At 67.2% G+C, this 26,687-nt stretch carries 23 protein-coding genes; 13 read left to right on the plus strand and 10 right to left on the minus strand.

What is annotated here, in order from left to right:
* Positions 1–327: 327 nt before the first annotated feature.
* A complete protein-coding gene (locus ABZX86_RS19180; protein ID WP_355125163.1) occupies positions 328–1,767 on the minus strand; it encodes an acetyl-CoA acetyltransferase in 1,440 nt (479 codons plus the stop codon).
* Positions 1,768–2,012: 245 nt separating this feature from the next.
* Between ABZX86_RS19180 and ABZX86_RS19185 the strand changes: the two genes are divergently transcribed.
* Genes ABZX86_RS19185 through ABZX86_RS19195 form a run of 3 tightly spaced genes read left to right on the plus strand, consistent with a single transcriptional unit; the run spans position 2,013 to position 5,572 of the window.
* On the plus strand, positions 2,013–2,846 hold the full coding sequence (locus ABZX86_RS19185) for a hypothetical protein (RefSeq protein WP_355125165.1): 834 nt from the start codon (positions 2,013–2,015) through the stop codon (positions 2,844–2,846).
* Between the two features lie 48 nt (positions 2,847–2,894).
* Positions 2,895–4,823, plus strand: coding sequence for a fumarate reductase/succinate dehydrogenase flavoprotein subunit (locus tag ABZX86_RS19190; RefSeq protein ID WP_355125169.1), 1,929 nt, complete (start codon positions 2,895–2,897; stop codon positions 4,821–4,823).
* Between the two features lie 2 nt (positions 4,824–4,825).
* On the plus strand, positions 4,826–5,572 hold the full coding sequence (locus tag ABZX86_RS19195; protein ID WP_355125171.1) for a succinate dehydrogenase/fumarate reductase iron-sulfur subunit: 747 nt from the start codon (positions 4,826–4,828) through the stop codon (positions 5,570–5,572).
* 105 nt (positions 5,573–5,677) lie between these two features.
* On the opposite strand, the gene ABZX86_RS19200 is transcribed toward ABZX86_RS19195, so the two are convergent.
* The 3 genes from ABZX86_RS19200 to ABZX86_RS19210 form a co-directional block, all read right to left on the minus strand.
* Positions 5,678–5,815 (minus strand): hypothetical protein, encoded by a 138-nt coding sequence (locus ABZX86_RS19200; RefSeq protein WP_355125173.1) that lies wholly within the window; start codon positions 5,813–5,815, stop codon positions 5,678–5,680.
* A 178-nt stretch (positions 5,816–5,993) separates the two neighbouring features.
* Entirely contained in the window at positions 5,994–6,200 is a 207-nt protein-coding gene (locus ABZX86_RS19205; RefSeq protein WP_355125175.1) for a DUF397 domain-containing protein, read from the minus strand.
* Entirely contained in the window at positions 6,197–7,084 is an 888-nt protein-coding gene (locus ABZX86_RS19210) for a helix-turn-helix transcriptional regulator (protein WP_355125177.1), read from the minus strand. The genes ABZX86_RS19205 and ABZX86_RS19210 overlap by 4 nt, the downstream gene beginning before the upstream one ends.
* A 391-nt stretch (positions 7,085–7,475) precedes the next feature.
* On the opposite strand from ABZX86_RS19210, the gene ABZX86_RS19215 reads away from it, so the two are divergent.
* From ABZX86_RS19215 to ABZX86_RS19225, 3 genes are all read left to right on the plus strand, one after another.
* A complete protein-coding gene (locus ABZX86_RS19215; protein WP_355125179.1) occupies positions 7,476–7,679 on the plus strand; it encodes a hypothetical protein in 204 nt (67 codons plus the stop codon).
* 363 nt (positions 7,680–8,042) lie between these two features.
* Complete coding sequence (locus ABZX86_RS19220; protein WP_355125181.1) at positions 8,043–8,465, plus strand: GNAT family N-acetyltransferase; 423 nt, start codon at positions 8,043–8,045, stop codon at positions 8,463–8,465.
* A complete protein-coding gene (locus ABZX86_RS19225) occupies positions 8,462–9,328 on the plus strand; it encodes a hypothetical protein (protein ID WP_355125183.1) in 867 nt (288 codons plus the stop codon). The genes ABZX86_RS19220 and ABZX86_RS19225 overlap by 4 nt, the downstream gene beginning before the upstream one ends.
* A 9-nt stretch (positions 9,329–9,337) precedes the next feature.
* Here the strand turns inward: ABZX86_RS19225 and ABZX86_RS19230 are convergent, their stop codons facing one another.
* From ABZX86_RS19230 to ABZX86_RS19245, 4 genes are read right to left on the minus strand one after another with little or no spacing between them, the layout of a single operon-like run.
* Positions 9,338–10,321: an SCO2521 family protein gene (locus tag ABZX86_RS19230; protein WP_355125185.1), complete on the minus strand. Its 984-nt coding sequence runs from the start codon at positions 10,319–10,321 to the stop codon at positions 9,338–9,340.
* Positions 10,322–10,331: 10 nt separating this feature from the next.
* Positions 10,332–11,348 carry an SCO2522 family protein gene (locus tag ABZX86_RS19235; RefSeq protein WP_355125187.1) on the minus strand — a complete coding sequence of 339 codons (1,017 nt, stop codon included), beginning with the start codon at positions 11,346–11,348 and terminating at the stop codon, positions 10,332–10,334.
* Positions 11,345–12,268: an SCO2523 family variant P-loop protein gene (locus ABZX86_RS19240; RefSeq protein ID WP_297610640.1), complete on the minus strand. Its 924-nt coding sequence runs from the start codon at positions 12,266–12,268 to the stop codon at positions 11,345–11,347. Before ABZX86_RS19240 ends, ABZX86_RS19235 begins: the two co-directional genes overlap by 4 nt.
* A 1-nt stretch (position 12,269) precedes the next feature.
* Positions 12,270–14,147, minus strand: a complete 1,878-nt coding sequence (locus ABZX86_RS19245) for an SCO2524 family protein (protein ID WP_355125189.1) — start codon at positions 14,145–14,147, stop codon at positions 12,270–12,272.
* Positions 14,148–14,346: 199 nt separating this feature from the next.
* On the opposite strand from ABZX86_RS19245, the gene ABZX86_RS19250 reads away from it, so the two are divergent.
* The 3 genes from ABZX86_RS19250 to ABZX86_RS19260 are packed head-to-tail and all read left to right on the plus strand — an operon-like array spanning position 14,347 to position 17,313.
* Complete coding sequence (locus ABZX86_RS19250) at positions 14,347–15,213, plus strand: sugar ABC transporter permease (protein WP_355125191.1); 867 nt, start codon at positions 14,347–14,349, stop codon at positions 15,211–15,213.
* Complete coding sequence (locus tag ABZX86_RS19255; RefSeq protein WP_355125193.1) at positions 15,203–16,036, plus strand: carbohydrate ABC transporter permease; 834 nt, start codon at positions 15,203–15,205, stop codon at positions 16,034–16,036. Before ABZX86_RS19250 ends, ABZX86_RS19255 begins: the two co-directional genes overlap by 11 nt.
* Positions 16,033–17,313, plus strand: a complete 1,281-nt coding sequence (locus ABZX86_RS19260; protein ID WP_355125195.1) for a sugar ABC transporter substrate-binding protein — start codon at positions 16,033–16,035, stop codon at positions 17,311–17,313. Before ABZX86_RS19255 ends, ABZX86_RS19260 begins: the two co-directional genes overlap by 4 nt.
* 1 nt (position 17,314) lies before the next feature.
* Here the strand turns inward: ABZX86_RS19260 and ABZX86_RS19265 are convergent, their stop codons facing one another.
* Positions 17,315–18,355 (minus strand): DNA-3-methyladenine glycosylase 2 family protein, encoded by a 1,041-nt coding sequence (locus ABZX86_RS19265; protein WP_355125197.1) that lies wholly within the window; start codon positions 18,353–18,355, stop codon positions 17,315–17,317.
* A complete protein-coding gene (locus ABZX86_RS19270) occupies positions 18,352–21,336 on the minus strand; it encodes an FAD-binding and (Fe-S)-binding domain-containing protein (RefSeq protein ID WP_355125199.1) in 2,985 nt (994 codons plus the stop codon). Before ABZX86_RS19270 ends, ABZX86_RS19265 begins: the two co-directional genes overlap by 4 nt.
* 438 nt (positions 21,337–21,774) lie before the next feature.
* Here ABZX86_RS19270 and ABZX86_RS19275 point away from each other — a divergent pair, with 438 nt between their 5' ends.
* The 4 genes from ABZX86_RS19275 to ABZX86_RS19290 all read left to right on the plus strand — a co-directional run bounded on the left by ABZX86_RS19275 (position 21,775) and on the right by ABZX86_RS19290 (position 26,601).
* A complete protein-coding gene (locus ABZX86_RS19275) occupies positions 21,775–23,655 on the plus strand; it encodes an ABC transporter ATP-binding protein (protein WP_355125200.1) in 1,881 nt (626 codons plus the stop codon).
* Between the two features lie 124 nt (positions 23,656–23,779).
* Positions 23,780–24,763, plus strand: a complete 984-nt coding sequence (locus ABZX86_RS19280; RefSeq protein ID WP_355125202.1) for a methyltransferase — start codon at positions 23,780–23,782, stop codon at positions 24,761–24,763.
* Positions 24,764–25,020: 257 nt separating this feature from the next.
* Positions 25,021–25,509, plus strand: coding sequence for a hypothetical protein (locus ABZX86_RS19285; RefSeq protein WP_355125204.1), 489 nt, complete (start codon positions 25,021–25,023; stop codon positions 25,507–25,509).
* Positions 25,510–25,530: 21 nt separating this feature from the next.
* Positions 25,531–26,601: a DNA polymerase IV gene (locus ABZX86_RS19290; RefSeq protein ID WP_355125206.1), complete on the plus strand. Its 1,071-nt coding sequence runs from the start codon at positions 25,531–25,533 to the stop codon at positions 26,599–26,601.
* Positions 26,602–26,687 lie beyond the last annotated feature (86 nt).

The following is a 26,687-nucleotide window of genomic DNA, read 5'->3' on the forward strand; positions in this document are numbered from 1 at the left end:
GATCACGTTCACCTATCGAACGTGACGCACGCAACATAGCAAGCGACCATTTCATGATCAAGGCATATCGCCCAAAATTCTTCGCCAGGCGCACTATCGATGGAGCAAATTTTCGGCACTTACGTCGGATGAACCGACGACCACATATCGAAACCCCTGCTGGGCAGCCATTTCCGGGGCGCACCCTGACCAGGGCACTTGACGTCGGAGCGGCGTTCACCAAAAGCGGTGGCTTCCGCTACCACCGTCGATGTGCTAGCGGAGCTCTCCAAGCGATTCCGTTCGGCAGCAACACTCGGCGTGTCGAACGGCGTGTCGTACCGCGCTTCAGGAGCGGTGACGGCCCAGACGACGAGGCGGGCGGGCGCCGTGGAAGCGGGCGCCACGCGGCGTCGGCACGTCCTGGACGGTGTAGGCGCTCTCGAAGACCGCGGCCATGGCCTGCGAGGGTCCGGTGGGCAGGGCCGCGAGGCCGTAACCGCCTTCGCGGCGGGCCAGTTCGTGCAGCAGGGTGGTGACCATGCGCAGGCCGGCGGCACCGCCCGGATCACCCAGCGCGATGGCGGCGCCGTGCACGTTCAGGCTCGCGGCCGGATCGAACGTCCAGCCCTCGCGCTCCCACAGCCGGGTGAGCGCCAGGATCTCGGCGGCGCTGGTCTCGTCGATCTCGACCACATCCAGATCGTCCAGGCCGAAACCGCTGCGGGCCAGGGATTTACCCACCGCCAGTCCGGCGGCGGGCACCGCGATATCCGGATCGCCGGTGGCACAGGCCCAGTCGACCAGATAGCCCATGGGCGCCAGGCCCAGATCGACCAGCCGGTCCTCGGCCACCACCAGGCAGGCCGAGGCGGCGAGGGTGCGGGTGCTGCTGTTGCCGACGGTGGTGACGCCGCCGGGCACAAACGGTTCCAGGGCGGCGAAGGCGCGGGCCGAGACATCGTCGCGCAGGCCCTCATCGCGGTCGACCAGTTGCACCACACCGGAATTCGAGTCGTCCGGAACGGCATTCACCACCACGGGCGCGGTTTCCGCGCCGAAGATCCCCTGGCGCCGGGCCCGCGCCGCGCGGCGATGACTGCCCGCGGCGTATTCGTCCGCCGCCGCCCGGGTGACCCCGTAGTGCTGGGCGAGCAGTTCGGCGTCCTTCAATTCCATTGGCCCGCGGGCGGCTTCGGCCGCACCCCAGACCGCGAGTTGCTCACCGGTGTCGACGCCCGCCGCTTCACCACCCGGTAGCCGGACGGAGGTGCGGGGACCGCGCGGCAGCGGTCCGGCGCCGAGCGGACCGCGCAGGCCGCCGGTCGATGCTGGGCCGCAGGGATATTCGGCGCCGAGCGTCAGTACCACGTCGGCCGTACCGGTCTGCACCATCATGGCGGCGGTGATGAGGGCGCGCAGGCCCGCGCCCGGACCGCTGCCGATGGGGAATTCGCCGAGATCGGAGGGCAATCCGGCCAGCGGGACGGCCGCGCGCACCGAACCGTGGTCCGGAACGGCCGTGACGAGTTGCTCGATGCGATAGGGGTCTATACCCGAACGGCCCACCACGGCCGCCAATATCGTCGAGATCAGGCGCTGCGGCGCGACCGCCGCCAACGCACCTCCCGGCAGGCCGACGGGTGTGCGCATAGGCATCACGATCGCGGCTCTCCTCATCAACCGGCTCCCTTCACGCTCGCACCGGCTCGGTGTACTGCTCAGGGGCAAGGTCACCACAGTCTTGTTGCTGCCGTGTGACGGTCCGCGAACGGAACGGGGAGTCATTCGGGCTCTCAGCGTGCCCGCGCCCCGAATCGGACCCGTTCGAGCCCGTCCCGCAACGATTGCCGTTTGTTCACTAAGCAAACGACAGGCCGCAGAATTTCTGAATTGTGGCGCAAATCACGCGATCACGAATTCACGGTTGCGAGCTCGAGTGATAGCTGTCCTGTCGTAGGGTGCTGACCATCACATTCGATGCCGGAGGTAACGATGACGTTCCACGGGGTAGAGCAGCGAGGCATCCAGCAGTGAGCGCCGCACCAGTCAAGGCACCTGAATCGAGCACGACCGGGGTATTCAGCAAGGGTCGCGCGGCCATCGCGGCGCGCACCCTACGGACCGATCGCTGGTGGGTTCCACCGCTGGTCACCGTGCTGGGCCTCGGTACCTTCGTCATCTACGCAACCATCAGATCCTTTGCGCGCGCAGCATATTGGGTGAACGACTACCACTATCTGACGCCGTTCTACTCACCCTGCCTGAGCGCATCCTGCGTCGCGGGCTCCAGTCACCTCGGCGCACCCATCGGCCATCTGCCGATGTGGATTCCGCTGGGCTTCCTGGTGTTGCCCTTCCTGTTGCTGTTCCGGCTCACCTGCTACTACTACCGCAAGGCCTACTACCGGGCCGTGTGGTTCTCGCCGCCGGCGTGCGCGGTGGCCGAACCGCATGCGAAATACACCGGTGAGACCAAGCTTCCGCTGATCATCCAGAACGCACATCGCTACTTCTTCTTCGTGGCGGCCATCATCGCGGTGATCAACACCTACGACGCGGCGATCTCCTTCCACGCCAAGGGCGGCGGCTTCGGCATCGGCCTGGGCACCCTCATCATCACCGCGAACGCGCTGCTGCTGTGGGCGTACACGCTGTCGTGCCACTCCTGCCGGCACATTGCGGGCGGGCGGCTCAAGAATTTCTCGAAGCACCCGGTGCGCTACTGGTTCTGGACCAAGGTGTCCGCATTGAACACCCGGCACATGCTGCTGGCCTGGACCACCCTCGGCACGCTCGTCCTGACCGATTTCTACATCATGTTGGTCTCGAGCGGCACCATCACCGATCCGCGGCTCATCGGCTGATCGATCGGTTGATTCCAATCCTCAAGTCTGTCAGGAGTATTCGGTTCCATGCCTGAAGTCGAACGGCACAAGTACGACGTCGTGGTCATCGGTGCGGGCGGCGCCGGACTGCGCGCGGTCATCGAAGCCCGCGAACACGGCCTGTCGGTGGCGGTGGTGTGCAAGTCGCTGTTCGGCAAGGCGCACACCGTCATGGCCGAGGGCGGCTGCGCGGCCGCCATGGGCAATGCCAATGAGAAGGACAATTGGCAGACCCATTTCAAGGACACCATGCGCGGCGGCAAGTTCCTGAACAACTGGCGCATGGCCGAGTTGCACGCCCAGGAGGCCCCCGACCGGGTGTGGGAGCTGGAAACCTATGGGGCGCTGTTCGATCGGACCAAGGACGGCCGGATCAGCCAGCGCAACTTCGGCGGGCACACCTACCCGCGCCTGGCACACGTCGGTGACCGCACCGGGCTCGAGCTCATCCGCACCATGCAGCAGAAGATCGTTTCGCTGCAGCAGGAAGATTTCGCGGCCACGGGTGATTACGAGGCCCGCGTCAAGATCTTCGCCGAGTGCACCATCACCGAACTGCTCAAGGACGGCGACAAGATCTCCGGGGCGTTCGGCTACTGGCGCGAATCGGGGCGGTTCATCCTCTTCGAGACGCCCGCGGTGGTGCTGGCGACCGGCGGTATCGGCAAGTCCTACAAGGTGACCTCGAACTCCTGGGAGTACACCGGCGACGGCCACGCACTCGCACTGCGGGCGGGCGCCACGCTCATCAATATGGAGTTCCTGCAGTTCCATCCGACCGGCATGGTCTGGCCGCCCAGCGTGAAGGGCATCCTGGTCACCGAGGGCGTGCGCGGTGACGGCGGCATCCTCAAGAACTCCGACGGCCAGCGCTTCATGTTCGACTACATACCCCCGGTCTTCAAGGGGCAGTACGCCGAAACCGAGCAGGAGGCCGATCAGTGGTTGAAGGACAACGACTCCGCGCGCCGCACCCCTGATCTGCTCCCCCGCGACGAGGTCGCCCGCGCCATCAACGAAGAGGTCAAGGCCGGGCGCGGCACCGAGCACGGCGGCGTGTACCTGGATATCGCCTCACGCATGCCCGCCGCGGAGATCAAGAGGCGGCTGCCGTCCATGCACCACCAGTTCTTGGAACTGGCGGATGTGGATATCACCAAGGAGCCCATGGAGGTCGGCCCGACCTGCCACTACGTCATGGGCGGTATCGAGGTCGATCCCGATACCGGTGCGGCGACGGTGCCCGGATTGTTCGCCGCCGGTGAGTGTTCCGGCGGTATGCACGGCTCGAACCGGCTCGGCGGCAACTCGCTCTCGGATCTGCTGGTGTTCGGGCGGCGCGCGGGTATGGGCGCGGCCACCTATGTGGAGCAGCTGCCGGGACGGCCCAAGGTTTCCGACGCCGATATCGCCGCGGCGGCGAAAGCCACTGTGGCGCCGTTCGATTCGCCCACCAGCGGCACCGGCGAGAACCCGTACACCATGCACCTGGATCTGCAGCAGACCATGAACGATCTGGTCGGCATCATCCGCAAGGAGGGTGAGCTGAAGCAGGCCATCGAGAAGCTCTCGGAGATGCGCGACCGCTTCGACAGCGTCACCGTCGAGGGGCATCGGCAGTTCAATCCGGGCTGGCATCTGGCGCTGGATCTGCGAAATATGTTGCTGATCAGCGAATGTGTCGCCCAGGCCGCACTGCTGCGCACCGAGAGCCGCGGCGGCCACACCCGTGATGATCATCGCGGCATGGATCCGGTGTGGCGCAATAAGCTGCTGGTCTGCCGCATCGATCCGGACGAGGTCGGATTCTCGGTGCCCTCGGTGACGGTGACTCCGGAGGATCAGCTGCCCATGCGCGTCGATCTCCTGAAGCTGTTCGATCTGACGGAACTCGAAAAGTACTACAGCACTGCCGACCTCGCGCCCGTGCGCGACGGCGCCGGAGAGGCGGAATAGCCATGGCTTACGACGCGAAGTTCAAGGTCTGGCGCGGCGATATCGAGGGTGGCGCGCTGGCCGACTTCACCGTGCAGGTGAACGAGGGCGAGGTGGTGCTCGATGTCATCCACCGGCTGCAGGCCACGCAGACCCCGGATCTGGCGGTGCGCTGGAATTGCAAGGCCGGCAAGTGCGGTTCGTGTTCGGCGGAGGTGAACGGCCGCCCGCGACTGCTGTGCATGACGCGCATGAACACCTTCACGCCCGAGGACGTGATCACGGTGACGCCGCTGCGCGCCTTCCCGGTGATCCGCGATCTGGTCACCGATGTGTCCTTCAACTACCAGAAGGCCCGGGAAATACCGTCTTTCACGCCTCCGGTGGATCTGAAGCCGGGCGAGTACCGGATGCAGCAGCAGGATGTGGAGCGGTCGCAGGAATTCCGCAAGTGCATCGAATGCTTCCTGTGCCAGAACACCTGTCACGTGGTGCGTGATCACGAGGAGAACAAGGAGTCCTTCGCCGGACCGCGCTATCTGATGCGGATCGCGGAATTGGAAATGCATCCGCTGGATGTGGCCGATCGGCGCGAGCTCGCGCAGGACGAGGCCGGGCTCGGGCTCTGCAATATCACCAAGTGCTGCACCGAGGTCTGCCCGGAGCACATCAAGATCACCGACAATGCGCTCATTCCGCTCAAGGAGCGGGTGGCCGATCAGAAGTACGATCCGCTGGTCTGGTTGGGCAACAAGCTCTTCCGGCGATAGCGCTCGTCACCCCGTACGTCTTTGGTCGGGATCCACAGTTGCAGTGTGGGTCCCGGCCAAAAACGTACCGGGAGGACGGAGCGGTTCCACAAGCTCGGAGCGGTACTACAGCATTGCGACGACGCCGAGCGCAACGGCGCCGACGAGCAAGCCCACCGCCAGCGCCGAGATCAGGGCTCCGGTGAGTACGTACACGCCGATCGCCGATACCGCGAAGAGCAGCCCGACGATCAGTCGTTCCACCCAGTCGCCGGGATCCACTTTGCGGTACCGGGTTCGGGAATTTCTGAGCCCTCGGTCCACGGAATATTGGATACCCAAGCTTTGCCGTGGCAAACATGTTTTCGAGACATAACGGCGACCGATTCGTGATCTTCCGTGAAAGCGGGCGGTGAACAGTAGTTTCGCCGCCCGCCGCGGATCAACTGTCGAATGCGCCGCCATCGATACCAGATGTGAACGCCGCCCACTCCCCCGCACCGAATACCAGGGCGGGACCGTGCGGATTCTTGCTGTCCCGCACGCCGACCCGATCACCGGTCAGAAAAGCCACCTCGACGCACTCCTTGCCCGCGCCGCTGCGACTGCTCTTGAACCAGCGGGCCCCAGCGAATTCTTCGATGCTCATGCCGAATACTCCTTCGCCACCTGCCGCAGCAGGATTCTGCTGTCCTGGACATCCAGCGCACAGCGCTCCAGAGCATCCAGTGCCCGGCGATAACGCTGAACGTCGCCCTGTCTTTCGAGATAGAGATCGCCGGTGAACCCCTCCACGTAGACCACCGGGGGTTCCACCGGCTGCCCTTTGCTGTCGGCCCCGAACTCGAGAATCACGAACGGACCGGTCGAAAGTCCCAGGGGGACACCGGCTGCGAAGGGCAGAATGCGCAGGACGACATTGGGCCGGGTACTCAGGTCGGCCAAGTGCCGCACCTGCGCCGCCATCACCTTTGCACCTCCCACGGAGCGCCGCAATACCGATTCGTGCAACACCATGGCGACCGTCGCCGGATGCATGCGCCGGGTGATGAGCGCCTGCCGCTGCAACCGCAGCTGAACTCGCCGATCCAGTTCCGCCGCACCGTCGTTCGGGTATCCGAGACTGTTCAGGGCCCTTGCGTAGTCGGCGATCTGCAGCAGGCCCGGTACCAATTCCGATTGGTAGCAGGACAACTGCTGCGCGGATGCTTCCAGCCCCACGTAGATGTCGAAATTCTCCGGGATGAGGTCGCCGTAGGAGTGCCACCAGCTCTTGACGGCCGCCTGCTGCGCCAAACCCTTGAGCCCCTCGGCGATTTCGCCCGGTATGCCGTAGATGCGGCACAGCTCGTGGATGTCGATGGTGCGGATGCGATCCGCATTGCCCTTCTCCAAGCGCTGTAATGTGCTCGCGCCCCACTCCATGAGTTTTGCGGCCTCGGCGATGGTCAACCCGGCCTGAATTCGCCAGTCCCGCAGGTAGCGGCCGAGCTGGCGGCGCGGCAGGGTCGATGACGCAGGGCTCTCGGACACAGCGCACTCCGTTCTCGGGCGGGGAGGACCGGGTCGGCGGCAGCGGTGCACAGGGGTCTGAAACACCGTGCGTTAGGCTTGCGGTACACCGGCTCCCGCCCGGACCCACTCCCCGGACACATGTTCATCGGCGGGGGGGTTCGTCCACTATGGGGAATCCTCCTCCCCCAAGTGGATTCACTGCTGGGAATTCGCGCAATTTTGCGTTCTCATCTTCGAAAAACGCCCGCCGGGCGTCTGCTCATGGTGTGCTGGATATGTGCCCGGAGTGGTGTTGCTAGGCCCCTTTCGTTTCCTGAATTCTCCGGGCACTTCAGGTATCCCATGCGGAACGAGGAGTCATGGCCGAAGTCGTCACCCCTTACCACCGGTCTCTCACGGAGGTCGGGACATGCAACTGACAACTCTCAATATGCACGTCGCCGGTTTGCTGCGTTGTCGCAGGGATCCGGGCATCATGAGCATCGAACAGGCACACGCCGCAATGCAATTGCACCTCGACTGCACGGTGCAGACCTGCAAGGTGCGGCGGCGCGCTCGTGCGACGCTGGTCGAGGAGGGACGGTGCGTGCTCGACGAGCGCGCACTGCCATGACAACCGGCGCCGGCCGGTATGAACGTGCGGTGCATCGCGCACTGTGGTGGATGCTCGATCTCCGCCGCACGCTCAACCGGTCGCGTTCGCGTGGCCAGGGTCGTTCGGGGAAGGCCCCTGGTCGCAATAGCAGCTGCCGCACCGCCTTTCGATCGCCGTCGCACCCTCCTCCGGTGCGCCCGGTGTAGCCCCGTCGCGTTGCGTCAGCGCGGTCCGGCCACCCGCTCACAGACGGCGGGCGGCCGGACCGCACCCATTCGCGCCAACGACGCCTACCCTGGAATCCATCGCACCACGCCGGTGGAGGGGACATCGTTGTTAGCCTTCGGACAACCGCAGGTACCGCTTTTCCGGTCTGCGTCCATGGGGGATCTGGATGCCATTGCGGCCCTGGAGGTCGCGGAATTCGCGCACCTCGCCTATCCGTATTTCATTCTGCGCCAACTCTTCGAGCTGCACGGTCCGGAATGGACCGTCGCCGAGAACGAGGGCCGAGTCTGCGGATATGTGCTCGCCGCCCTCGGCGGCGGGGGCTCCGCATGGTTCATGGGATTCGCGGTCGCCGGTCACTGCCGCGGGCGCGGATACGGTCGCGCACTGCTGGAATCGGCGCTCGAACGCTGCCGCGCGGAACATATCGATCAGGTATTCGTGACGGTGCGCCCGGGCAACCGCGCCGCCTACCACCTGTACAAAGAGGTCGGATTCGTCTGGGCCGATCACGAAGTGGACTACTTCGGACCGGACGAGCCGCGAGATGTCCTGGTGCGCAAGCTTTACCATTGATCATGCTCGAAAAGAGCTCGCCCTCGTCACCGTTCGTCGCGGCCATGACTACTCGCGTCGAGCGGCATGCCGCCGCCTATGCAGAGGACATCACCGGCTTCCTCGATCAGCCGCATCGGCTGCGGCGCACCGTGACCGAACGACCCCTGCTCGATACCTTCACCCGCCATGTGGAGGCGGTGGTCGGCACCTACGATCCGCCGGGCATCCGCCGCATCGGCGACAGCCTGGTCTTCGGGCACCTCTACGCCGAGGCCCTGACCCAATCCCCCGACGGCGCAGCGCAATCGGTGCCGGTGGTGAAACTGCTCGCCGCGCTGCTGGCCGCCGAGGTGGAGTTCCGGGGACCGCTGCGGCTGAGCCGCACGCAGAAGCGGCAGCTCGCCGAGAACTACGAACGATTGGGCCGGCGCCTGGTCGCGGTGGGCCTGCCCGCGCACGCCGCCCTGGCCTTCCGGCGGGCGAACGGCCTCTACCACGGCGACGAGGACACCGATGCCGAGGACCGCTGCGGTCTGGCCCTGTCGCGCGCACGGCGGCTGGCGCAGCCGGTCGCGTGGCGGCGCATCGGCGGGCTCTTCCCGGATCTGGTGTGCGGCTACGGGTATCGCCCGTTCCGCATGCTGGGCTGGATCGTCGTGCAGCTGCTGGTATTCGTCGTCGCGATTGCGACGGTCTCGAATCAGGCGCTCTCCGTCACCGTGTACGAGGTGATGGTCAATTACGTGAATCCGCTCGGACCCGGAGACACCGAGGGCCTGCGTGCCGGGGGACGCGCCTACTTCGTGATCGAGTGCTATCTCGGCACCGTCACGCTGTCGGTGTTCTTCGCACTGCTGGTGCGCCGCTGGTTCCGGCTGTGAGAGGCCGGCTCACCACTGCGCGGTACTGATCTTGGAGCTGCGCAGCGCTTCCAGCGTCGCCACGGCCAGCCGGTCGCGCAATTGCCCGACCTGCGCCGTCCACTGCCGGGAGAAACCGGGATCGGCCTCCAGGCGGGTCCACAGTTCGCGCAGCCGCGGCGGGGTGTGCGCACCCGGCATCCACAGGTGCACAAGCTGTTCCAGCAGCGGGCTCAGCAGCGCCACCGCATCGCGCTCGGGTCCGAGGCGACCGGCGTCGGCCAGCGCGGCATCGAGTGTGGTGAGCAGCCAGTCGTGCACCGCCAGATCCTCGCAGAAGCGTTGCACGCCTGCGAGATCCCGGACGGTCGGCACCATGATCCGCACCGAGCGGGTCGTCTCGTCCTCCAGCCGGAAGGCGAACAGGGTGCGATTGCGCACCTCGCCCTCCAGCCGCGGCGCCACCCGCGCGGCCCAGCGCAACCGGGTCGCGGTGGTGCGCAGCTGCGGGCGGCGATCGAGCCGGGCATCGGTGCGCACCTGGGTGAGCAGCCGCTCGCTGATCGAGCCGAGGTCCAGGGTGGTCGAGCTGGAGGCCTCGAGAAAGCCCTCGCTGAGATCGACCGCGGCAGCGGTATCGTCACCGATCCGGGGAATCAGTTCGACGGTGCCGAGCTGGGTCAGATAGTGCGACCACGGCCGCCGGGCCGAATCGGCGGCCCGCACCACCCGCACCACGGACGAGCTCTGCGCCACTCGGCCGCCGACCAGCGCCGCGTGCGAGGCGACGGTGCCGACCACGCGGCTCTCCGAACGGGAGACGGTGGCGAGCTGACAGTCCACGCCGACCGCGGAGGTCGGCGAAATCGCCAGTGCCAGCGGGCGTTCCCGCGTGAGCACACGCTGTCCGGGCAGCAGCGCGAGTAGTTCGGCCACCTCCGCCGACGGCAGCGCCATCGAGGCGGGCAGCAGCCCCGAGCGCACCTCCCCCAGCAGAACCAGCGGATCCGTCATGGCGTTCCCATCAGACGTCGCCGAGGAATACATGGTTGACCCGGTGCGTGACCCGCGCCGGCACATCGACGGGAATTCGTTCGGCCGCACCGCGTTCGGCCAGTTTGGCGTAGACCTCGTCATCGAGCTGGAGATGGTCCAGGATCACCCGCACGGCGTGCTCGATGCCGAGGTAGCTGTGCGGCAGCACCGACAGCGTGCGGTAGGCGGCGAAGGGCGCGGCGGCCGGATTGAGCTGCACCACGGTCGGCATCTTCCACCAGTCCGCGGGCCACGGATCGGCCCAGGTCTGCGGCTTGGCCACCACCGCGCCGTCGTGCCGGATCATGCCCAGCCGCAACAGCTGCCAGATGGAGGCCAGGAACGGACAGGACCACTGGGTGCGCTCGACCGCGGCGCCCGACACCTGCTCGGTGTAGCGGCTCCACAGCTGCACATCCAGGAAGATCGAATGATTGCGCGCGGCGAATTCCACCGGCGGCCGATACGGGGCGACCCGCATGGCCTGCGCCGCATCATGTTCGGAGGAGCGGCGGCCATTGCACAGCCAGCCGGAGCTGGTGGTGGCCGGGCGGCGGCCGGTGGCCCCCAGATCCTCCGGCTCCGGCACGATGCGGGCCGCCATCATCTCGGCCAGCCGGATGGGTTCGCCGATGGCCTCGCCGTCGATGAAGACCGGGACCTCGGCGCAGCCCGCCTCCCGCGCCAGATAGTCGATGCGCACACCGCATTCGGTGGCGGCCTGCAGCAGCTTCTCCAGAATGGTCCGGGGATCGGTGTCGTGTCGGAAGTAATCGTCCACCAGGAAGCAGGTGCTCACCCGCGCACCCGGCCCGAATTCCAGCCGGGCCGCCTGGGTGTGCGCCTCGACCAGCGGCGCGACCCGCCGCAGCTGGGCCTTGATGCGGTCCACCCCATTGACCAGATCGTCCATGTAGAAGTGCCCGGCTTCGATGGACACATGCGAGAGCGGCTGACCGGCCACCCGGTTGCGTTCACCGGCCTCGCTGTAGTCGATGGAACTCACTGTCCCTCCAGCCTTTCCCAGAAAGCCTGAGTGTTGACCCGGGTGGCGAGTTCGCGGAAAGCGGCCACGGTCTTCTCGTTCGCGATCCGGTCGGCAACATCGACATCCAGGATCACCTGCTCGCGCCACTGCAGCATCGGCTCGACCGGCGTCGCGCCGAGCATCAGGGTAGTGCCCAATCGATAGCGTACGGCCGCTCGGCTCAGGGTGTTGTTCTGTTCCTGCAGCCACGCCGCCTGCGCCGCCTGCAGGCCGGTGGACTCGTTCAATTCGGGCACCGCGGTCCGCACGTAGCGCACCGATTCCATCAGTCGCGCACCGTCGTGTCCACAGGCCGCGCCGGTCTCCAGCAGCCCGTGCTCGCCGTGCACGAGACCGTTGGCGGCCACCAGGTGCTGGCGGGTCCAGCGGTGGAACACCAGCCACCGCACCGTGGACTGGGCCAGCTGCGGCATGGCGGTGGCGCGCAGCACCAGGGTGAGGGCGATGGAGCGGCCGGCGCTCAAATCGACGATGGTGACATCGAATTCCTGCTCACAGGTGGCGAGCAGTTCGGCGCAGCGGCGCACCATGGCCTCGTCGGCGGAGGCGAATTCCGCGCCGCCGGCATCGCCGGGGAAGAGCACCAGGCGACCGGAGGGATGCCGGGAGTGCCGCAGTTCGGGGCGGTCGGTTTCCGAGCGCACGCTCAGGCGGGCCGCGGAACCATTGTCGCCCAGCATGTACGAGTGCAGTCCGGCGTCACCGGTGATACCCCGGTCCGCCCGGCTGATCTCGAAGATCGCGCCCACGGTCGGCGAACCGAAATCGAAATCCAGATACGCGACCTTGAGGCCGTCCATGCTCAGCTGGTAGGCCATATTGGCGCTGGTCACCGAACGACCGGTGCCACCCTTGTCGGAGGCGGAGAAAACGAGCACGTCACACGCTCCTGGTGGCGTCGAAGCGGGCGTAGGCGAGTTCATCGAGCTCCAGCAGGGCCTGCGAAGCCAAACTCAGTGCGGTGCCGGGGCGTTCGTCTATGAGTATCCGCGCTCGTTCCAAGCGGCGCTGCGCCAGGGCCAGGGCGGTGCGCAGTGCGGAACTGTCCGTATCGCTGAGCTCCAGCAGCTGGCCGTTGAGCAGATGCTCGGCCTCGATCAGCAATTCCATGGCGCGCGCCACCATGCTGGGGAAGCGCAGCGGCGGCTCCCGGAACATGCGCGCTGCGGCGACCAGGCATTCGACCACGCGCTCGGTGAGATACCAGGAGGGCTCATGGTTTTCGTCGCCGCCGAAGAGCCGGCCCGGATCGTCCCAGAGACCGGTGACCCGGCCCTCGCGGAAGGCGCGGCGGTCCAGATGCTCCATGGTGTCCTGGGCCAGCTGCAGCAGTTTGTCGCGCACCTCCATGGTCCCGGAGAGCCGGGCCGCCTGCAGGATGCGCTTCAAAAGCACTGTGGCGTAGTCGGATACGGTCCAGACCAGGAGCGGGCCGCCGTACACCTCATCGCTGCCGATGAGTCGCAGCCGCACACCCGGGGTGTGCATGGCGCGGGCCGGATCGTGCGCCGTCATGCGGCTGGTGATCCGGCCGCGCCGCGCCAGCTCGTCGAAAATCGGTGCGGCCCTGGTGAGATCGTCGTCATCGGCTTCCCGGTTGAGCAGATCCTGCATGAGGACCGCCGACACCGTGAGGCTGAAGTAGTCCGACTCCTCGCCGTCGGAGGTGCGCCAGGGAATGTCCTCGAGCGGCCAGCGGCCGGAGCCGAAGCGCGCCACCGCGGACCAGTAGCGCTGCGCCAGATCCCAGCGCAATTGCAGCGCCTCGGCCAGGCGGCGCTGCTCACTGTCGAGCAGGTCCAGCTCACGGGTGCGCGCAGAGGTCAGGTCATTGATTCCGTCCAGCGCCACCACGGTGAAGTGCAGGTAGGGGCGGGCGATGGCATACCCCGGTGCGCCGGCGATCGGCATATCGACAAAATCGATGAAGGCGGCATCACGCACCAAACTCCAGCTCCAGCCGCATTCGAAGAGCAGATCCTCGTCGTAGAGGTCCACACCCGGCGTCTGACTGAGGGTCAGGTCATTGCGCAGCCGGATGCGCACGCGCTCCAGGCGGCGGGAGACCGCGTCCACCACCGACGGGTCGGCCGCGCCGGTCTGATTGAGCATGGAGAGCATGGCGCGGCCCTCCGGCGACTCCGGGGTCACGGTATTCACCACGAAGCTGCGCACCAGGCCGACCATGGCGGCGGTCAGGCGGGTATTGATCCGGGTGTCGAGCCGGTCGATGCGGGCGGCGAGATCCCGTGCTTCCCTGCGGGTCTGCGTCATCAAGAAGCCCTGGAAACCGCGCAGGAACTTCAGCGCGGCCAGGCACAGGGTCAGCGACATGGAGTAGGAGTCGACAATATCGAGACCGCGCTGCTCGTCCGTGGGATCGATATCGTCGAGGCTGGTCAGATAGCTGCCCGCCGCGAAGACCGCCAGCTCCTGCTGCTCCCCCGTCTCGGTCTCGACGACCTCGGTGTAGCGATCGATATAGTCCTCGAGCACCCGGACCAGCGTGGCTCCCACGCGCTGCGGATTGCCCATCGGTGAGAGCACCGCGCGAATATCGTCGGGGATATCGTCCGGCCGGTCCAGGCCGAAGCCGTCGATCTCGGTCGCCGGATACAGCAGGCACAGCAGCTGTTCGGCATCACTGATGGAATTGGAGCCGTCGCGCCCGCCCCACACCCATTCGCCGTCCCGGTAGCAGGCGGTGAGCAGCGACCGCCACACACCGAGAATCTGCTGTCGTGGCTGAATTCTCATCGACGCCGTCCCCTGCCGTTTCGTGGCCCGCCTCGCCGGTCGCAAAAACTATCATGCGCCGACGCTGTACACCTGGTGAAAGAGCCCGCTGAACCGATGCGTATTTCGAACGGTCGATCGGGCGAATCGGACAGTGCCCAAGGGTAATCCGGCGCGTGGTCGCACACCGTGTGCGGGTCGACCGGTAGCGTCCCCGATCATGAACCGGACGGTTCGGCGCGTCGCCACCAGTTATGCCCTGCTGCTGCCGAGTCTGCTCGGCATCGGCTGTTTTCTGCTGCTTCCGATCGGGGTGGTGCTGTGGCTGAGTCTGCACAGCTGGAATCTGCTGGGGCCCATGCGATTCACCGGATCGGCGAACTGGCGGTCGGTGCTGGGTGATCGGCAATTCGGACATTCGCTGCTGGTCACGCTGGCGCTCACGGTGCTGGTGGTGCCCGCGCAGACCGCTCTCGGGTTCGGCGTCGCGGCACTGCTCGCGCGGCGCGGGCGCGGGTCGGCGGTGCTGCGGGTGGTCTACGCGCTGCCGTGGATGTGCGCGCCGGTGGCGGTGGGAGTGGTGTGGCAGTGGATTTTCGCGCCCACCGGTGGTGCGCTGAACGCGCTGCTGGGGCGGCGCATCGAATGGCTCAGCGATACCGCGCTCGCGCTGCCGGCGGTGGCAATGGTGATCGTCTGGATGAATGTCGGCTATGTGGCTTTGTTCTTCGTTGCCGGAATACGTGCCATCCCAGCGGAAATCCTCGACGCCGGTGCGCTGGACGGCGCCACCGGCTGGCGGCGGGTGCGCTGGCTGATCCTGCCGCTGCTGCGACCGACCATGTTCTTCGTACTGGCCACCGGAGTGCTGAGCGTCTTCCAGACCTTCGACACCGTGTACGCGCTCACCAAGGGCGGGCCCGGCCATCACACGGATGTGGTGGCCATGCGCATGTATTCGGAGGCCTTCGACGCGGCGCGCCCCGGGCGGGCGGCGGTCATGGCGGTGGTGGTGTTCGCGGTCATGTTCGTGATCACCCTGGCGCAGCATCGGTACTTCCGGGATCGGACCAGCTATGAGTACTGAACTCCGCAGGGCGGCAGGGCGTTCCGTCGCGGCGTATGCCGTGCTCATCGCGGGGGCGCTGCTGACGGTCGCACCGCTGGTGCTCAGCGCGTTCACCGCGCTGAAGACCTCCGGGCAGTTCACGAACGAATCCGCCCTGACGCCACCGCATCCGGTGACGCTGGACAATTTCCGGGCGGTGCTCGATCAGGGGCTCGGGCGGGCGCTCGCGGTGACGGCGCTCATGACGGTGTGCATCACCTTCGGACAGCTCGTAATCTCGATCCTGGCGGCATACGCGTTCGCGCGCACCAGTTTTCCCGGGCGGGAAGCGATCTTCTGGGTGTATCTCGGCACCATGATGGTGCCCGGCGCCGTCACCCTCATACCGCTGTATCTCATGTTCGCGAAGCTCGGCTGGCTCAATACCTTCTGGGCGCTGGTGCTGCCGTTCGTGTTCGGTTCGCCGTACGCCATCTTCCTGCTGCGGCAGTACTTCCGGTCCATACCCGGTGAGCTCGTCGATGCGGCGCGGATGGACGGGGCGAATACCCTCGATATCCTGGTGCATATCGTGGTGCCGATGAGCCGGCCGATTCTGGCCACCCTCACGGTGATCACCATTGTCTCGCAGTGGAACAACTTCATGTGGCCGCTGGTGGCCGCCAGCGGGACGAAGTGGCAGGTGCTCACCGTGGCCACCGCGAATATGCAGACCCAGTACAACTCGCAGTGGCCGATCGTCATGGCGGCGACCACGCTCGCCATCGCGCCACTGGTGGTGCTGTTCTTGATATTCCAGCGGCAGGTGCTGCGCTCCATCGCGTGGACGGGGCTCAAATGAGGGTCAAGGACTCCACCCGGGCACTGCTCGGGATCGTGCTGGCCGCGCTGCTGCTGATCGCGGCCGCGCTGTGGCTGGGGCGCGACAATGACGGGTCGGGACGCACCGTGGTGCGACTGCGCATCTGGGATCAGAGCTTCGTCGCCGCATACCGGGCCTCGCTCGACGAATTCGAGCGGGCCAATCCGGATATCGAGGTGCGAATCACGCTGGTGCCGTGGGATTCCTATCCGCAGAAGCTGCGGCTGGATGTGGCGGGCGGGACTGCCGACGATCTGTTCTGGACGGGGTTGTACGAGGACTATGCCGACAGCGGGCGCCTGGTGGATATCGGGGCGGCGCTGGGTGCGGATGCCGCGCGGGTGTGGGATCCGGCCGCTGTCTCGCAGTTCACACGCAATGGAAAGCTCTGGGCGGTACCGCAATTCGTGGACGGCGGGACGGCGGTGTTCTACAACCGGGATCTGCTGCATGCGGCCGGAGTCGATCCCGCCGAGATCGCGGGGGCGCGGTGGAATCCCGATGACGCCACCGATACTTTCCGGCCGCTGCTGCGACGGCTGCACGCGGTGTCGCAGTGGCCGTACAACGCCGCCAAGGACTACCAGTCCATAGAACTGCCCTACCTGGGTTCCGCCGGCGGGCAATTGCAGCAGGGTGAGCAGTTCGCCTTCGCAAGTCCGCAGGGGCAGAACGCGTTCGGTTATCTGGTGCGGCTGATCGCCGACGGGTTGTCGCCCTCGGCGGCGGATACCAACAATAGCGGCGACTTCGCCAAAAATGCTTTCCTGCAAGGCAAGATGGCGCTGTTTCAATCGGGCAGCTTCAATCTCGCGACCATTGCGCAGAGTGCCGGGTTCCACTGGGGGCTGGCACTCATTCCGCAGGGGCCGGTCGGGCGGCTGAGCACCGATAATTCCGTGGGAGTCGCGGCCAATGCGGCGTCGAAGCATCCGGAGGCGGTGCGGCGGGTGCTGGCCTGGCTGGGCAGTCCGGCGGGTGATCGGTATCTGGGGGTCGACGGGGCCACCATTCCGGCCGTCGTCTCCGAACGGCAGGTGTACCAGGACTATTGGGCTCGGCACGGTGTCGATGTGTCGGCCTTCTTCGATGTGCTGCGCGATGGGCAGTTCGCCGCGGGGGGAGGGCCGGGTTTTCCGGCCGCGCTGAAAGCGATGGATCCGATTCTCGCCGAGATGTTCTCGGGTCGAATTCCGGTGGGCGCTGGACTGGAGCGGGCACAGGCCGCGGCGAATGACGCTGTTGCGCAGCAGTAGGTCAGATGCGGCTGTGGTCGGTGTACGGGGTGCGCGGGCCGAATTTGGGTTTGTGCGCGAAACCTGCGAGGCCGAGTAGCCGGACGGCCCGATAGCGGTGCGGGCGAAGCGGTTCCAGGTACTCGACCATGGCGTCATCGTCGATGGGACGGCCGAGCAGGGTCCAGCCGACCGTGGCGGCGAGGTGGAAATCCCCTACCGACAGGGCATCCGGATCACCGAAGGCGCGCTGGGCGATTTCGGCCGCCGTCCATACGCCGATCCCCGGTACGGTGCGCAGTCGCTTTTCCGCATCGGCGTGACTCAAGGCCGCCGCTTCCTCCAGCTTGGGAGCGATACGGGCTGCCAGCACAATGGTTTTCGAACGCTGCGGCTCCACATTCGCACGGTGGTAGACCCAGGACGGAATGTGCCGCCAGGTCTCCGCATCCGGCATCACCCGCAAGCCGTCGGGGGCCGGGCCGGGCGCCGCAGTCCCGTAGCGCCACACCAGTTTCCGCCAGGAGGCGTGCGCGGTGCGAGTGTGCACCTTCTGCTCCAGCACCGCCGGGACCACGGCCTCGAACACCAGGCCGGTGCGCAGCATGCGCAGGCCCGGATTGCGACGGTGCGCCTCGGCGACCTTCGGATGCTCGGGGGAGAAGCCGGTGAGGTCCTCGTCCAGGCACAGCATGTGGGGGAGTCGCTCGAGGAATTCCGCCGCGCCGGGCCCCCACGCCTGGGCATCGACGCCGCAGCGGTCGAGCTGCCGCAGGCGGTAGGTGACCGGTCCGGCCGGCATGCGGGAGGCGTGCCAGTGCGCGCCGTCCGGGGTCTCACGGTGACAGGGGTCGCCGAGCCCGCGCCGCAGCGGCGAGACGGTGGCGGCGAGATCGATCGGACGCTCGGACCGCACCGTGCGCGTCTGAGCGGTGGCGATCGGCGCGGTGGTCACCGGGACATTCTGCGCCTCGTCGCAGCCGTGCCGCCGCCAGCCCATGCCGGTGGTGACCCCGGCCATAGGCGCCGCCGGGGGAGCCTGCCCCGGCGGCAAGGCCGTCATGGCTGGTCGCTGGGCTCCGACAGGAATTGGGCGAGGTGCCGGAAGGACTTGCCGGCGAGCTGCTCGGCCTGGGTGCGGCACGAGAATCCGTCGGCAATCAAGATCGAATCGGGCTGTGCCGCGCGCACGGCCGGGAGCAGTCCGTTCTCGGCAACGGCGACCGATACGTCATAGTGCCCGCGCTGCATTCCGAAGTTTCCGGCGAGCCCGCAACAGCCGGCGATCTCCTGTACCGAAGCACCGGTACGTTCCAGAATCCGCCGATCCGCCGCGAACCCGGAGACCGCGTGCTCATGGCAGTGCGGCTGCACCAGCACCGTCTGCCCGCGCCGATCCGGCGGCTCCCAGCCCGGCTGCGCCTCGAGGAACTCGGCCAGGGTGCGCACCGCCCCCGCGACCGCGCTCGCCCGCGGATCCTCCGGCAGCAGACGCGGCAGATCCTCGCGCAGCGCGGCAGTGCACGACGGCTCGAGCCCGACCACCACCCCGCCGCCGCGCACATGCGCGTCCAGCGCATCCACGGTGTCCCGCAACCGCTTCCGTGCGCCGTCCAATTGCCCCGTGGTGATCCAGGTCAGTCCGCAACACACCCGCCGCTCCGGAATGCCGACCGAATATCCCAGTGATTCGATCAATTCCACGGCAGCCCAAGCGATCTCCGGATCGAACGCATCGGTGAAACTATCGATCCACAGCATGACACCGGTCGACAGGACGGCTGGAGCCGATGCCGAATCACTATGCGAGACAGCGTCTGCGCCGATCGGCAGCTGCACGTCCGCCCCGTCGGCGGAGTCGGAGCGGACAGCACGGGCTGCGCCCGAACTGTCGGTGGGGAGCGAGCCAGCGTGACCTTCTGTGATCGGCGCCGCGATTGTGACGTCGGTGGTGGCGCGCAGGGCAGTTTCATTCGGCGGCGGTCCGGATCGCGCACGGTCGCGCCAGGAGCGGCGAAAGCTGCGGGCCGCCAGGGGTGGCACGGGTCGGCGGGAGTCGATTCCGGCGGCGCGCAGCCCTATTCGGCGTAGCGGACCGGTGGCGGCGAAGGTGTTGAGTACGCGGGGGAATCGGGTGGCGATGGCGAGCCACTGGGGGAGGCGGCCCAGGGAGTAGTGGTCGAGGGGACGGGGGCGGCGGTGGTAGCGGCGGTGCAGGGTTTCGGATTTATAGGTGGCCATGTCGACGCCGGCGGGGCAGTCGGATGCGCAGGCCTTGCAGGAGAGGCAGAGGTCCAGGGATTCGGCTACCGCGTCGGAGCGCCAGTCGAGTGCGCCACGCACCACCTCCTGCAGGACTCGGGCGCGGGCTCGGGTGCTGTCCTTCTCGTCGGCGGTGGCCTGGTAGGACGGGCACATGAAGCCGCCGGCGAGGCTGGTATCGGCGCGGCATTTGCCGACGCCGACACAGCGATGCACGGCGGTGCCGATATCACCGTCGGCAAGGAAGGCGAAGCCGCCCGCATCCGGGACCGGGCGCAGACCGGCGAGGCGCAGATCGGCGTCGAGGGGGTTCGGGCGGACGAGGACACCGGGATTCAGTACGTCTTCGGGGTCGAAGAGCGCCTTGAAATCGGCGAAGGCCGCCAGGGCCGCGGGGGAGTACATGTACTGCAACAGTTCCGAGCGGGCGCGGCCGTCGCCGTGCTCACCGGAGAGGGAACCGCCGAAGCTCACCACCTGGCGGGCGGCATCCTCCAGGAAGGCCCGGAACCGTTGCGGGGCATCCTTGATCGGCAGATCCAGACGTACATGGATACAGCCGTCACCTATATGTCCGTAGAGCAGACCATCTACCCGGTGCTCGTGCATCAACCGCTCGAATTCGCGCAGGTACGCACCCAATCGCTCGGGAGGCACCGCCGCGTCCTCCCATCCCGGCCAGGCCGGATTGCCGTCCGGCGTACGACCCGACAGACCGGCGCCGTCGGCGCGAATTGCCCACAGCGCCTGCGCTTCTCGCTGATCGAGCACCACACGGGTATCGAGTGCGTGCGCGGAGTCGCACAGCAGCTCGGCCAGTTCTCGGGCCTGCTCGGCGGTATCGCCCGCAATCTCCACGAACAGCCAGCCGCCGCCACGCGGCAGGTCGGGCACCCTGCCGGTATGCGCGCGGACCACATTCACCAGTCGCGCGTCCATGCCCTCGACCGCGATCGGCCGGACCGCCATGATTGCCGCGATATCGTCTGCGGCCGTGGGCATATCCGGATAACCGAGCACCACGAGCACGGTGGCCGAGGGTATCGGCACCAGGTCGACCGTCGCCTCCAGCAGCAGGCCGCACGTGCCTTCGGTCCCGACAAAAGCCTGCGCTACCGACGAACCCTGTTCCGGCAGCAGGTGTTCCAGCGCATATCCGGACGCCTGCCGCTCGAACCGCCCCAGTTCGGTGCGGATCAGCGCCAGGTTCGAGCGGGTGAACTCGGCCAGGCCGGGCACCACCGCCAATTCACTACCGAGCCGTCGCTGGGCACCTGTCCCATCGAGAATTCGCAGCTCTCGCACGGTATCCGAGGTGCGCCCCCAGGCGACCGCCCGCGGCCCGCAGGCATTGTTGCCGATCATCCCGCCGAGCGTGCACCGATTCTGCGTCGACGGATCCGGCCCGAACCGCAACCCGTGCGGCGCAACCTCCCGCTGCAAATTCCCCAGCACCACCCCCGGCTGCACCCGCGCCCACCGCTGCTCGGCATCCACCTCGACGATCGCATTCATATGCCTGCTGAAATCCAGCACCACCCCGGCCCCGATGGCATTGCCCGCCACCGAAGTCCCCGCCCCTCGCGCGGTAACCCCCAGTCCCTCGCCCCGCGCGAACGCCAGCACCTCGGCCACATCCGCCTCGGTCCGCGGAAAAACCACCGCCGCCGGCACCACCCGATAGTTCGACGCATCCGACGAATACTCGGCCCGCCGCCGCTCCGAGGCATCAACCTCCCCGGCAAGCCGCCCGCGCAACCCCCGCACCACCGATTCGCTCACCCCGCCAGCCTAGGAGCCACCGCTCCGCAGCACCGCCTACCCGCGGCACCTACCGGCAGTCCGCCCCGCACCACGCCGCCCGAGACCACACAGCGCATGCTCTAGCCGAATTACTCCACAGGGCATGTTCAGTCGGTAGAAAGGCTGTTCGGTGAGAGTCGGGCCGCCAACACCCCCACCTGCAACACCCACCGACCGGCAGTTCACCCTGCATGCCAGATCGAGGCCACACACTTGTCTCAGCAGCACAGCTCTGATCAGGCATGTTCGATCGGTCGGCGGGCTGTTCGGTGCGAGGTGAGCGACGCCGCTTCGACGCGATGGCTGATTCCGCTGTGAGCGGACAACCGGGGGTATCGGCTTGTCCTGAACCTTTGTTGAGGTCTTACTGTCGGTGGTCTGGGGTTCGATGAAGTCCAGTGTGGTGAGGAGTGCGGGATGAGTATGGAAGCCGTAGCGCGGGATCAGCTGTATCGGCGGATGAACGCGCACACGGAGCAGCGGCCGTTGCGCGCGGGGACGGCGCGACGGATTCTCGCTTTCGCGCGTCCGCATCACCGGCGGCTGGTGGCCTTCCTGGTGTTCAGCGTCGGATCGGCGCTGCTGGCCGTCGCGACACCGGTGCTGGCGGGGCAGGTCGTGAACGACATCGTCAAGGGGTCGGCCCCGCGGACGGTGATCATGCTCGCGTCGATCATCGCGCTGGTGGCGGTGCTGGACGCGGGTTTGGGCCTGGTCATTCGGCTGCTGTCGGCGCGGATCGGCGAAGGGTTGATCTTCGATCTTCGGACCTCGGTCTTCGATCACGTACAGAAGATGCCGATCGCGTTCTTCACCCGCACTCGGACGGGCGCACTGGTCAGCCGTCTCAACAATGATGTGATCGGGGCCCAGCGGGCCTTCAGCACCACACTGTCCGGAGTTGTCACGAATGTGGTGACACTGGCGCTGACGCTGGCGGTCATGCTGCGGTTGTCCTGGCAGATCACGCTGCTGGCGCTGGTGCTGCTGCCGGTGTTCGTCCTGCCCGCGCGCCGGATGGGCGACAAGCTCGCCGGGATCCAGCGCGAGGCCGCGGGGCTGAACGCGTCCATGAGCACGCAGATGACGGAACGGTTCTCCGCGCCGGGCGCGACGCTGGTCAAGCTGTTCGGACGCCCGCATCAGGAGTCCGCCGAATTCGGCGAGCGAGCGGGGCGGGTACGCGATATCGGTGTGCGGACCGCCATGCTGCAGACCTACTTCGTCACCGCACTCACGCTGGTGTCGGCGCTGGCCCTGGCGCTGGTGTACGGACTGGGCGGGTACTTCGCACTGAAGGGGACCCTGGAACCCGGTGCGGTGGTGGCACTTTCGCTGCTGCTGGCCCGGCTGTACTCACCGCTGACCGCGCTGGCCAGTGCCCGGTTGGACGTCATGTCGGCGCTGGTGAGCTTCGAGCGGGTCTTCGAGGTGCTGGACCTGAAGCCGCTGATCGAGGACGCGCCCGACGCCGTCGCGGTGCCGGACGGCCCGATCGCGGTGGAGCTGGACCGGGTGAACTTCGGCTACCCGTCCGCCGACAAGGTATCGCTGGCCTCGCTCGAGGATGTGGCGACGCTGGACAACCGGGGCGGGGACGAGGTGCTGCACGAGGTGTCGCTGCGAGCGGAACCCGGGCAGCTGGTGGCACTGGTCGGCTCCTCCGGGGCCGGGAAATCCACCATCGCGCAATTGGTTTCGCGGTTGTACGACGTGGATTCCGGATCGGTGCGGCTGGGCGGCACCGATGTGCGCGAGCTGACCGGGCGCTCCATTCAGGACACCGTCGGCCTGGTCACCCAGGACGGGCACCTGTTCCACGACAGCATTCGCACCAATCTGCTGCTCGCCCGTCCCGAGGGCACCGAGGCGGAACTGTGGGATGCCTTGGAGCGCGCCCGTTTACGTGATCTCATCGCCTCACTGCCCGACGGTCTGGACACCGTGGTGGGTGAACGCGGCTACCGGCTCTCCGGCGGCGAACGCCAGCGCCTCACCATTGCCCGGCTGCTGCTCAAGCAGCCGCGCGTGGTCATCCTCGACGAGGCCACCGCCTCGCTGGACTCCACCTCCGAGGCCGCGGTGCAGGAGGCGCTCGCCGAGGCGCTGCAGGGCCGCACCGCCCTGGTGATCGCGCACCGGCTCTCCACCATCCGCAATGCCGACCAGATTCTGGTCCTGGAGCACGGCCGCATTGTGGAGCGCGGCACCCACACCGAGCTGCTGGCCGCCGACGGCCGCTACTCCGAGCTCTACCGCACCCAGTTCGCGGACGACAGCGAGACGGCCGCCGCCTGATCCGCTATCGACCCGCACGGCCGCTGCCTATCGACCGCACTGTCCGCTGTTGCCGGTTCGGCGAGCTGTTGCCGAACCGGCAAATAAAGTTGGCGTATCGGAAAAAGTCGATAGCGTCGTAGCCATGGGAGCACATACGCACGAGCACGCGCATCAGCACGGCAACCCCGCCTCCGAGGACGGCGCCGCATCCGCGCACGGCCACTCCCACGGCCACGGTCACTCGCACGGGCACACCCACGACGGCATCGACTGGACCACGCAGATCGCCAATCTGCGCCGGGAGGATGCGATGGCGGCCGCGGCGCAGGCGGCGATCGCCGAGCGGCTCATCGGCTTGCTGCCCGATACCGGCGACGTGCCGACCGTCTTGGATATCGGCGCGGGTGCGGGCGGGCAGAGCGCGGCATTCGCACGGGCCCTCGCGGCCCGCGGCGGCGGCCGGCTGGTGATCGCCGATGCGGTACCGGAACTCATCGAAGCCGCGCGCGCCACCGCGGAGGCAGCCCGGGGCGGCGACGATCGGGTGACCATCGAGACGGTCCAGGTGGATGCCGCCGATGATGCGGCGGTCGCGGCGGTCCCGCCCGCCGATCTGGTCTGGGCCTCGCGCATGGTGCACCACCTGCCCGATCAGCAGGCGGGCACCGATCGCCTGGCCCGCCTGGTCCGCCCCGGCGGCTGGCTGGCCCTGGCCGAGGGCGGCCTCACCACCCGTTGTCTCCCATGGGATCTCGGTATCGGCGCCCCCGGGCTGCAGGACCGGCTGGCCGCCGCCCGCGAAACGGGATTCGGCCGTATGCGCGCCGAGATCACCGGCGCCGTCCGCATGCCCTACGGCTGGAGCACCGCCCTGACCAACGCCGGGCTGAGCGCGGCCACCTCGTTCAGCGTCCTCACCGATCATCCGGCGCCCGCCGGCCCCGAGGTCCGCGCCAGTGTCGCCGCCTGGCTGGACGCGCTGCGCGGTCATATCGACGAGCAGATCACCGCCGAGGATCGCGCCACCATCGACGCGCTGCTCGATCCTGACGCCGACAGTTTCATAGCGGCTCGCAATGACGTTTTCATGCTCGGCGCCACCACAATTCATCTCGGCCGCCGCTGACCGATTGCCGTACCGGCAACCTATCCGCAACGCCGCCAACGGTATTCGGTGAATGCGGTTCGGCGGCCGCGTTTGCACAGCCGCAGTGCACGTCTGCAAGTACACCGGTATTCACAGCAGCACGGTGTCTGAGCGACACCGTGCTGTGACCGTTCCGTTAAGCGCGAGGCGGTCGCAAATGTCCTGCTGTACGGCATAATTCGACTTCCCTGGCACAGCTTTCACATACCTTTTTTCAGGCCGGGGGAGGAGTTTCGGTGAGTCGTACGACGGAGCAGCGGCGGGCAACCGCCATCGGTTTCGATGATATTCAGCGCTTTGCTGAGGTCGCGCGCGCAGGCGCGGAAAAACGGGAGTCCCGCGCCCGCGAGATACCGCCCATGGAATTGCGGGTGACCAGCGAATTCCGCCGGACCGAGGAACAGTGGACGGTCCCGGAAAAGCTGGTGGCGGAGTGCACCACCGGTAAGGTGGTCGTCGATTTCACGCAGGCGTACTGTTCCCGCCGCGAGATCGATATGCAGGTCAGGGCGGGTTCCGGCGCGATCGTGGTAATCGTGCCGCGCGGCTGGCGGATCGATCTGGAAGCCGTGGAGTTCGGCACCGGACATGTGGTGAATCGCGTCAATCTGCCGCGTTTTCCGGGCGCTCCGCTGATTCGGATCCAGGGCCACGTGGAGTCGGGTGTGCTGCGGGCCCGATATGCGCATCGTTCTCCGGCGGAGTGGTTGCGGCGCTCGCGCTGAGAGTTGCGGTATGACGGATAGGTGACGCGCTGGCTGCTGCACGTCGACCTCGACCAATTCCAGGCCGCGGTCGAATTCCGGCGGCATCCGGAGCTGCGGGGCCGTCCGGTCATCGTGGGCGGAAACGGCGATCCGGAAGAGCCGCGGAAAGTGGTCTCCTGCGCGTCGTACCCGGCACGGGCACACGGTGTGCGAGCCGGAATGCCGCTGCGGGCGGCACTGCGCGCTTGTCCGAACGGCGTCTTTCTCCCGCAGGATCTGGCTACCTACGCGGAGGCGTCCGAGGAAATCATGACGCTGCTGCGCACTTTCCCCGGACGGGTGGAAGTGCTCGGGTTCGACGAGGCCTTTCTGGCGGTGGACACCGACGATCCGGAACAGCTCGCGCGCGAAATCCGCAGTGCCATAGAAGGACTGGGCCTGACATGCGCGGTCGGCATCGGGGACAACAAGACCCGGGCCAAACTCGCCACCGGCTTCGCCAAGGCGGTCGGAAAGTCCGGTGACGCCGCCGCCGAGCGGGATGCCGGAACGGGCGTCTTCCGGCTCACGGCGGACAATTGGACCGAACTGATGGCGCACCGGCCCACCACCGCGCTGTGGGGCGTCGGTGCGCGCATCGCGAAACGTATGAGCGCCTTGGGGATAACGACGATAGCCGAGCTGGCGGCCGCGGATCGGGAACTGCTCGCCGAGGAATTCGGGCCCAATACCGGACCGTACCTGTGGGTCCTGGGCCACGGCGCGGGCGATACCGAGGTGGCCGAGCCGCGGGAACCGGTGGGGCACAGTCGATCCGAGACCTTTCCCGCCGATCTCACCGAGCGCGCCGAATTCGACGCCGCTGTCACCCGCCTGGCGACCCAGGTCGCCGAGGAGACCCTCGCCGGCGGCCGCAGCGTGGCGCGCATCGGCGTCACCGTCCGCACCAGCACCTTCTTCACCCGCACCAAACAGCGGAAACTCGCGCAGGCCACCACCGATGTGGACGAGGTCGTGCAGACCGCACTGCGGGTACTGCACGGCTTCGAACTGGACCGGCCCATCCGGTTACTGGGCGTGCGCGTGGAATTCGGCCCGCCTGCCGAGTGACCGAGCGCCGGGCGTGAGTGACCGAGCGTCGAGCGGGAAGACCACGTTTGCAATGCTGGGACCAGGCATACGGACGGAAGGCACCC

The organism is Nocardia sp. NPDC006630, from assembly GCF_040611495.1.
In the GTDB taxonomy this organism is placed as follows: Bacteria; Actinomycetota; Actinomycetes; order Mycobacteriales; family Mycobacteriaceae; genus Nocardia.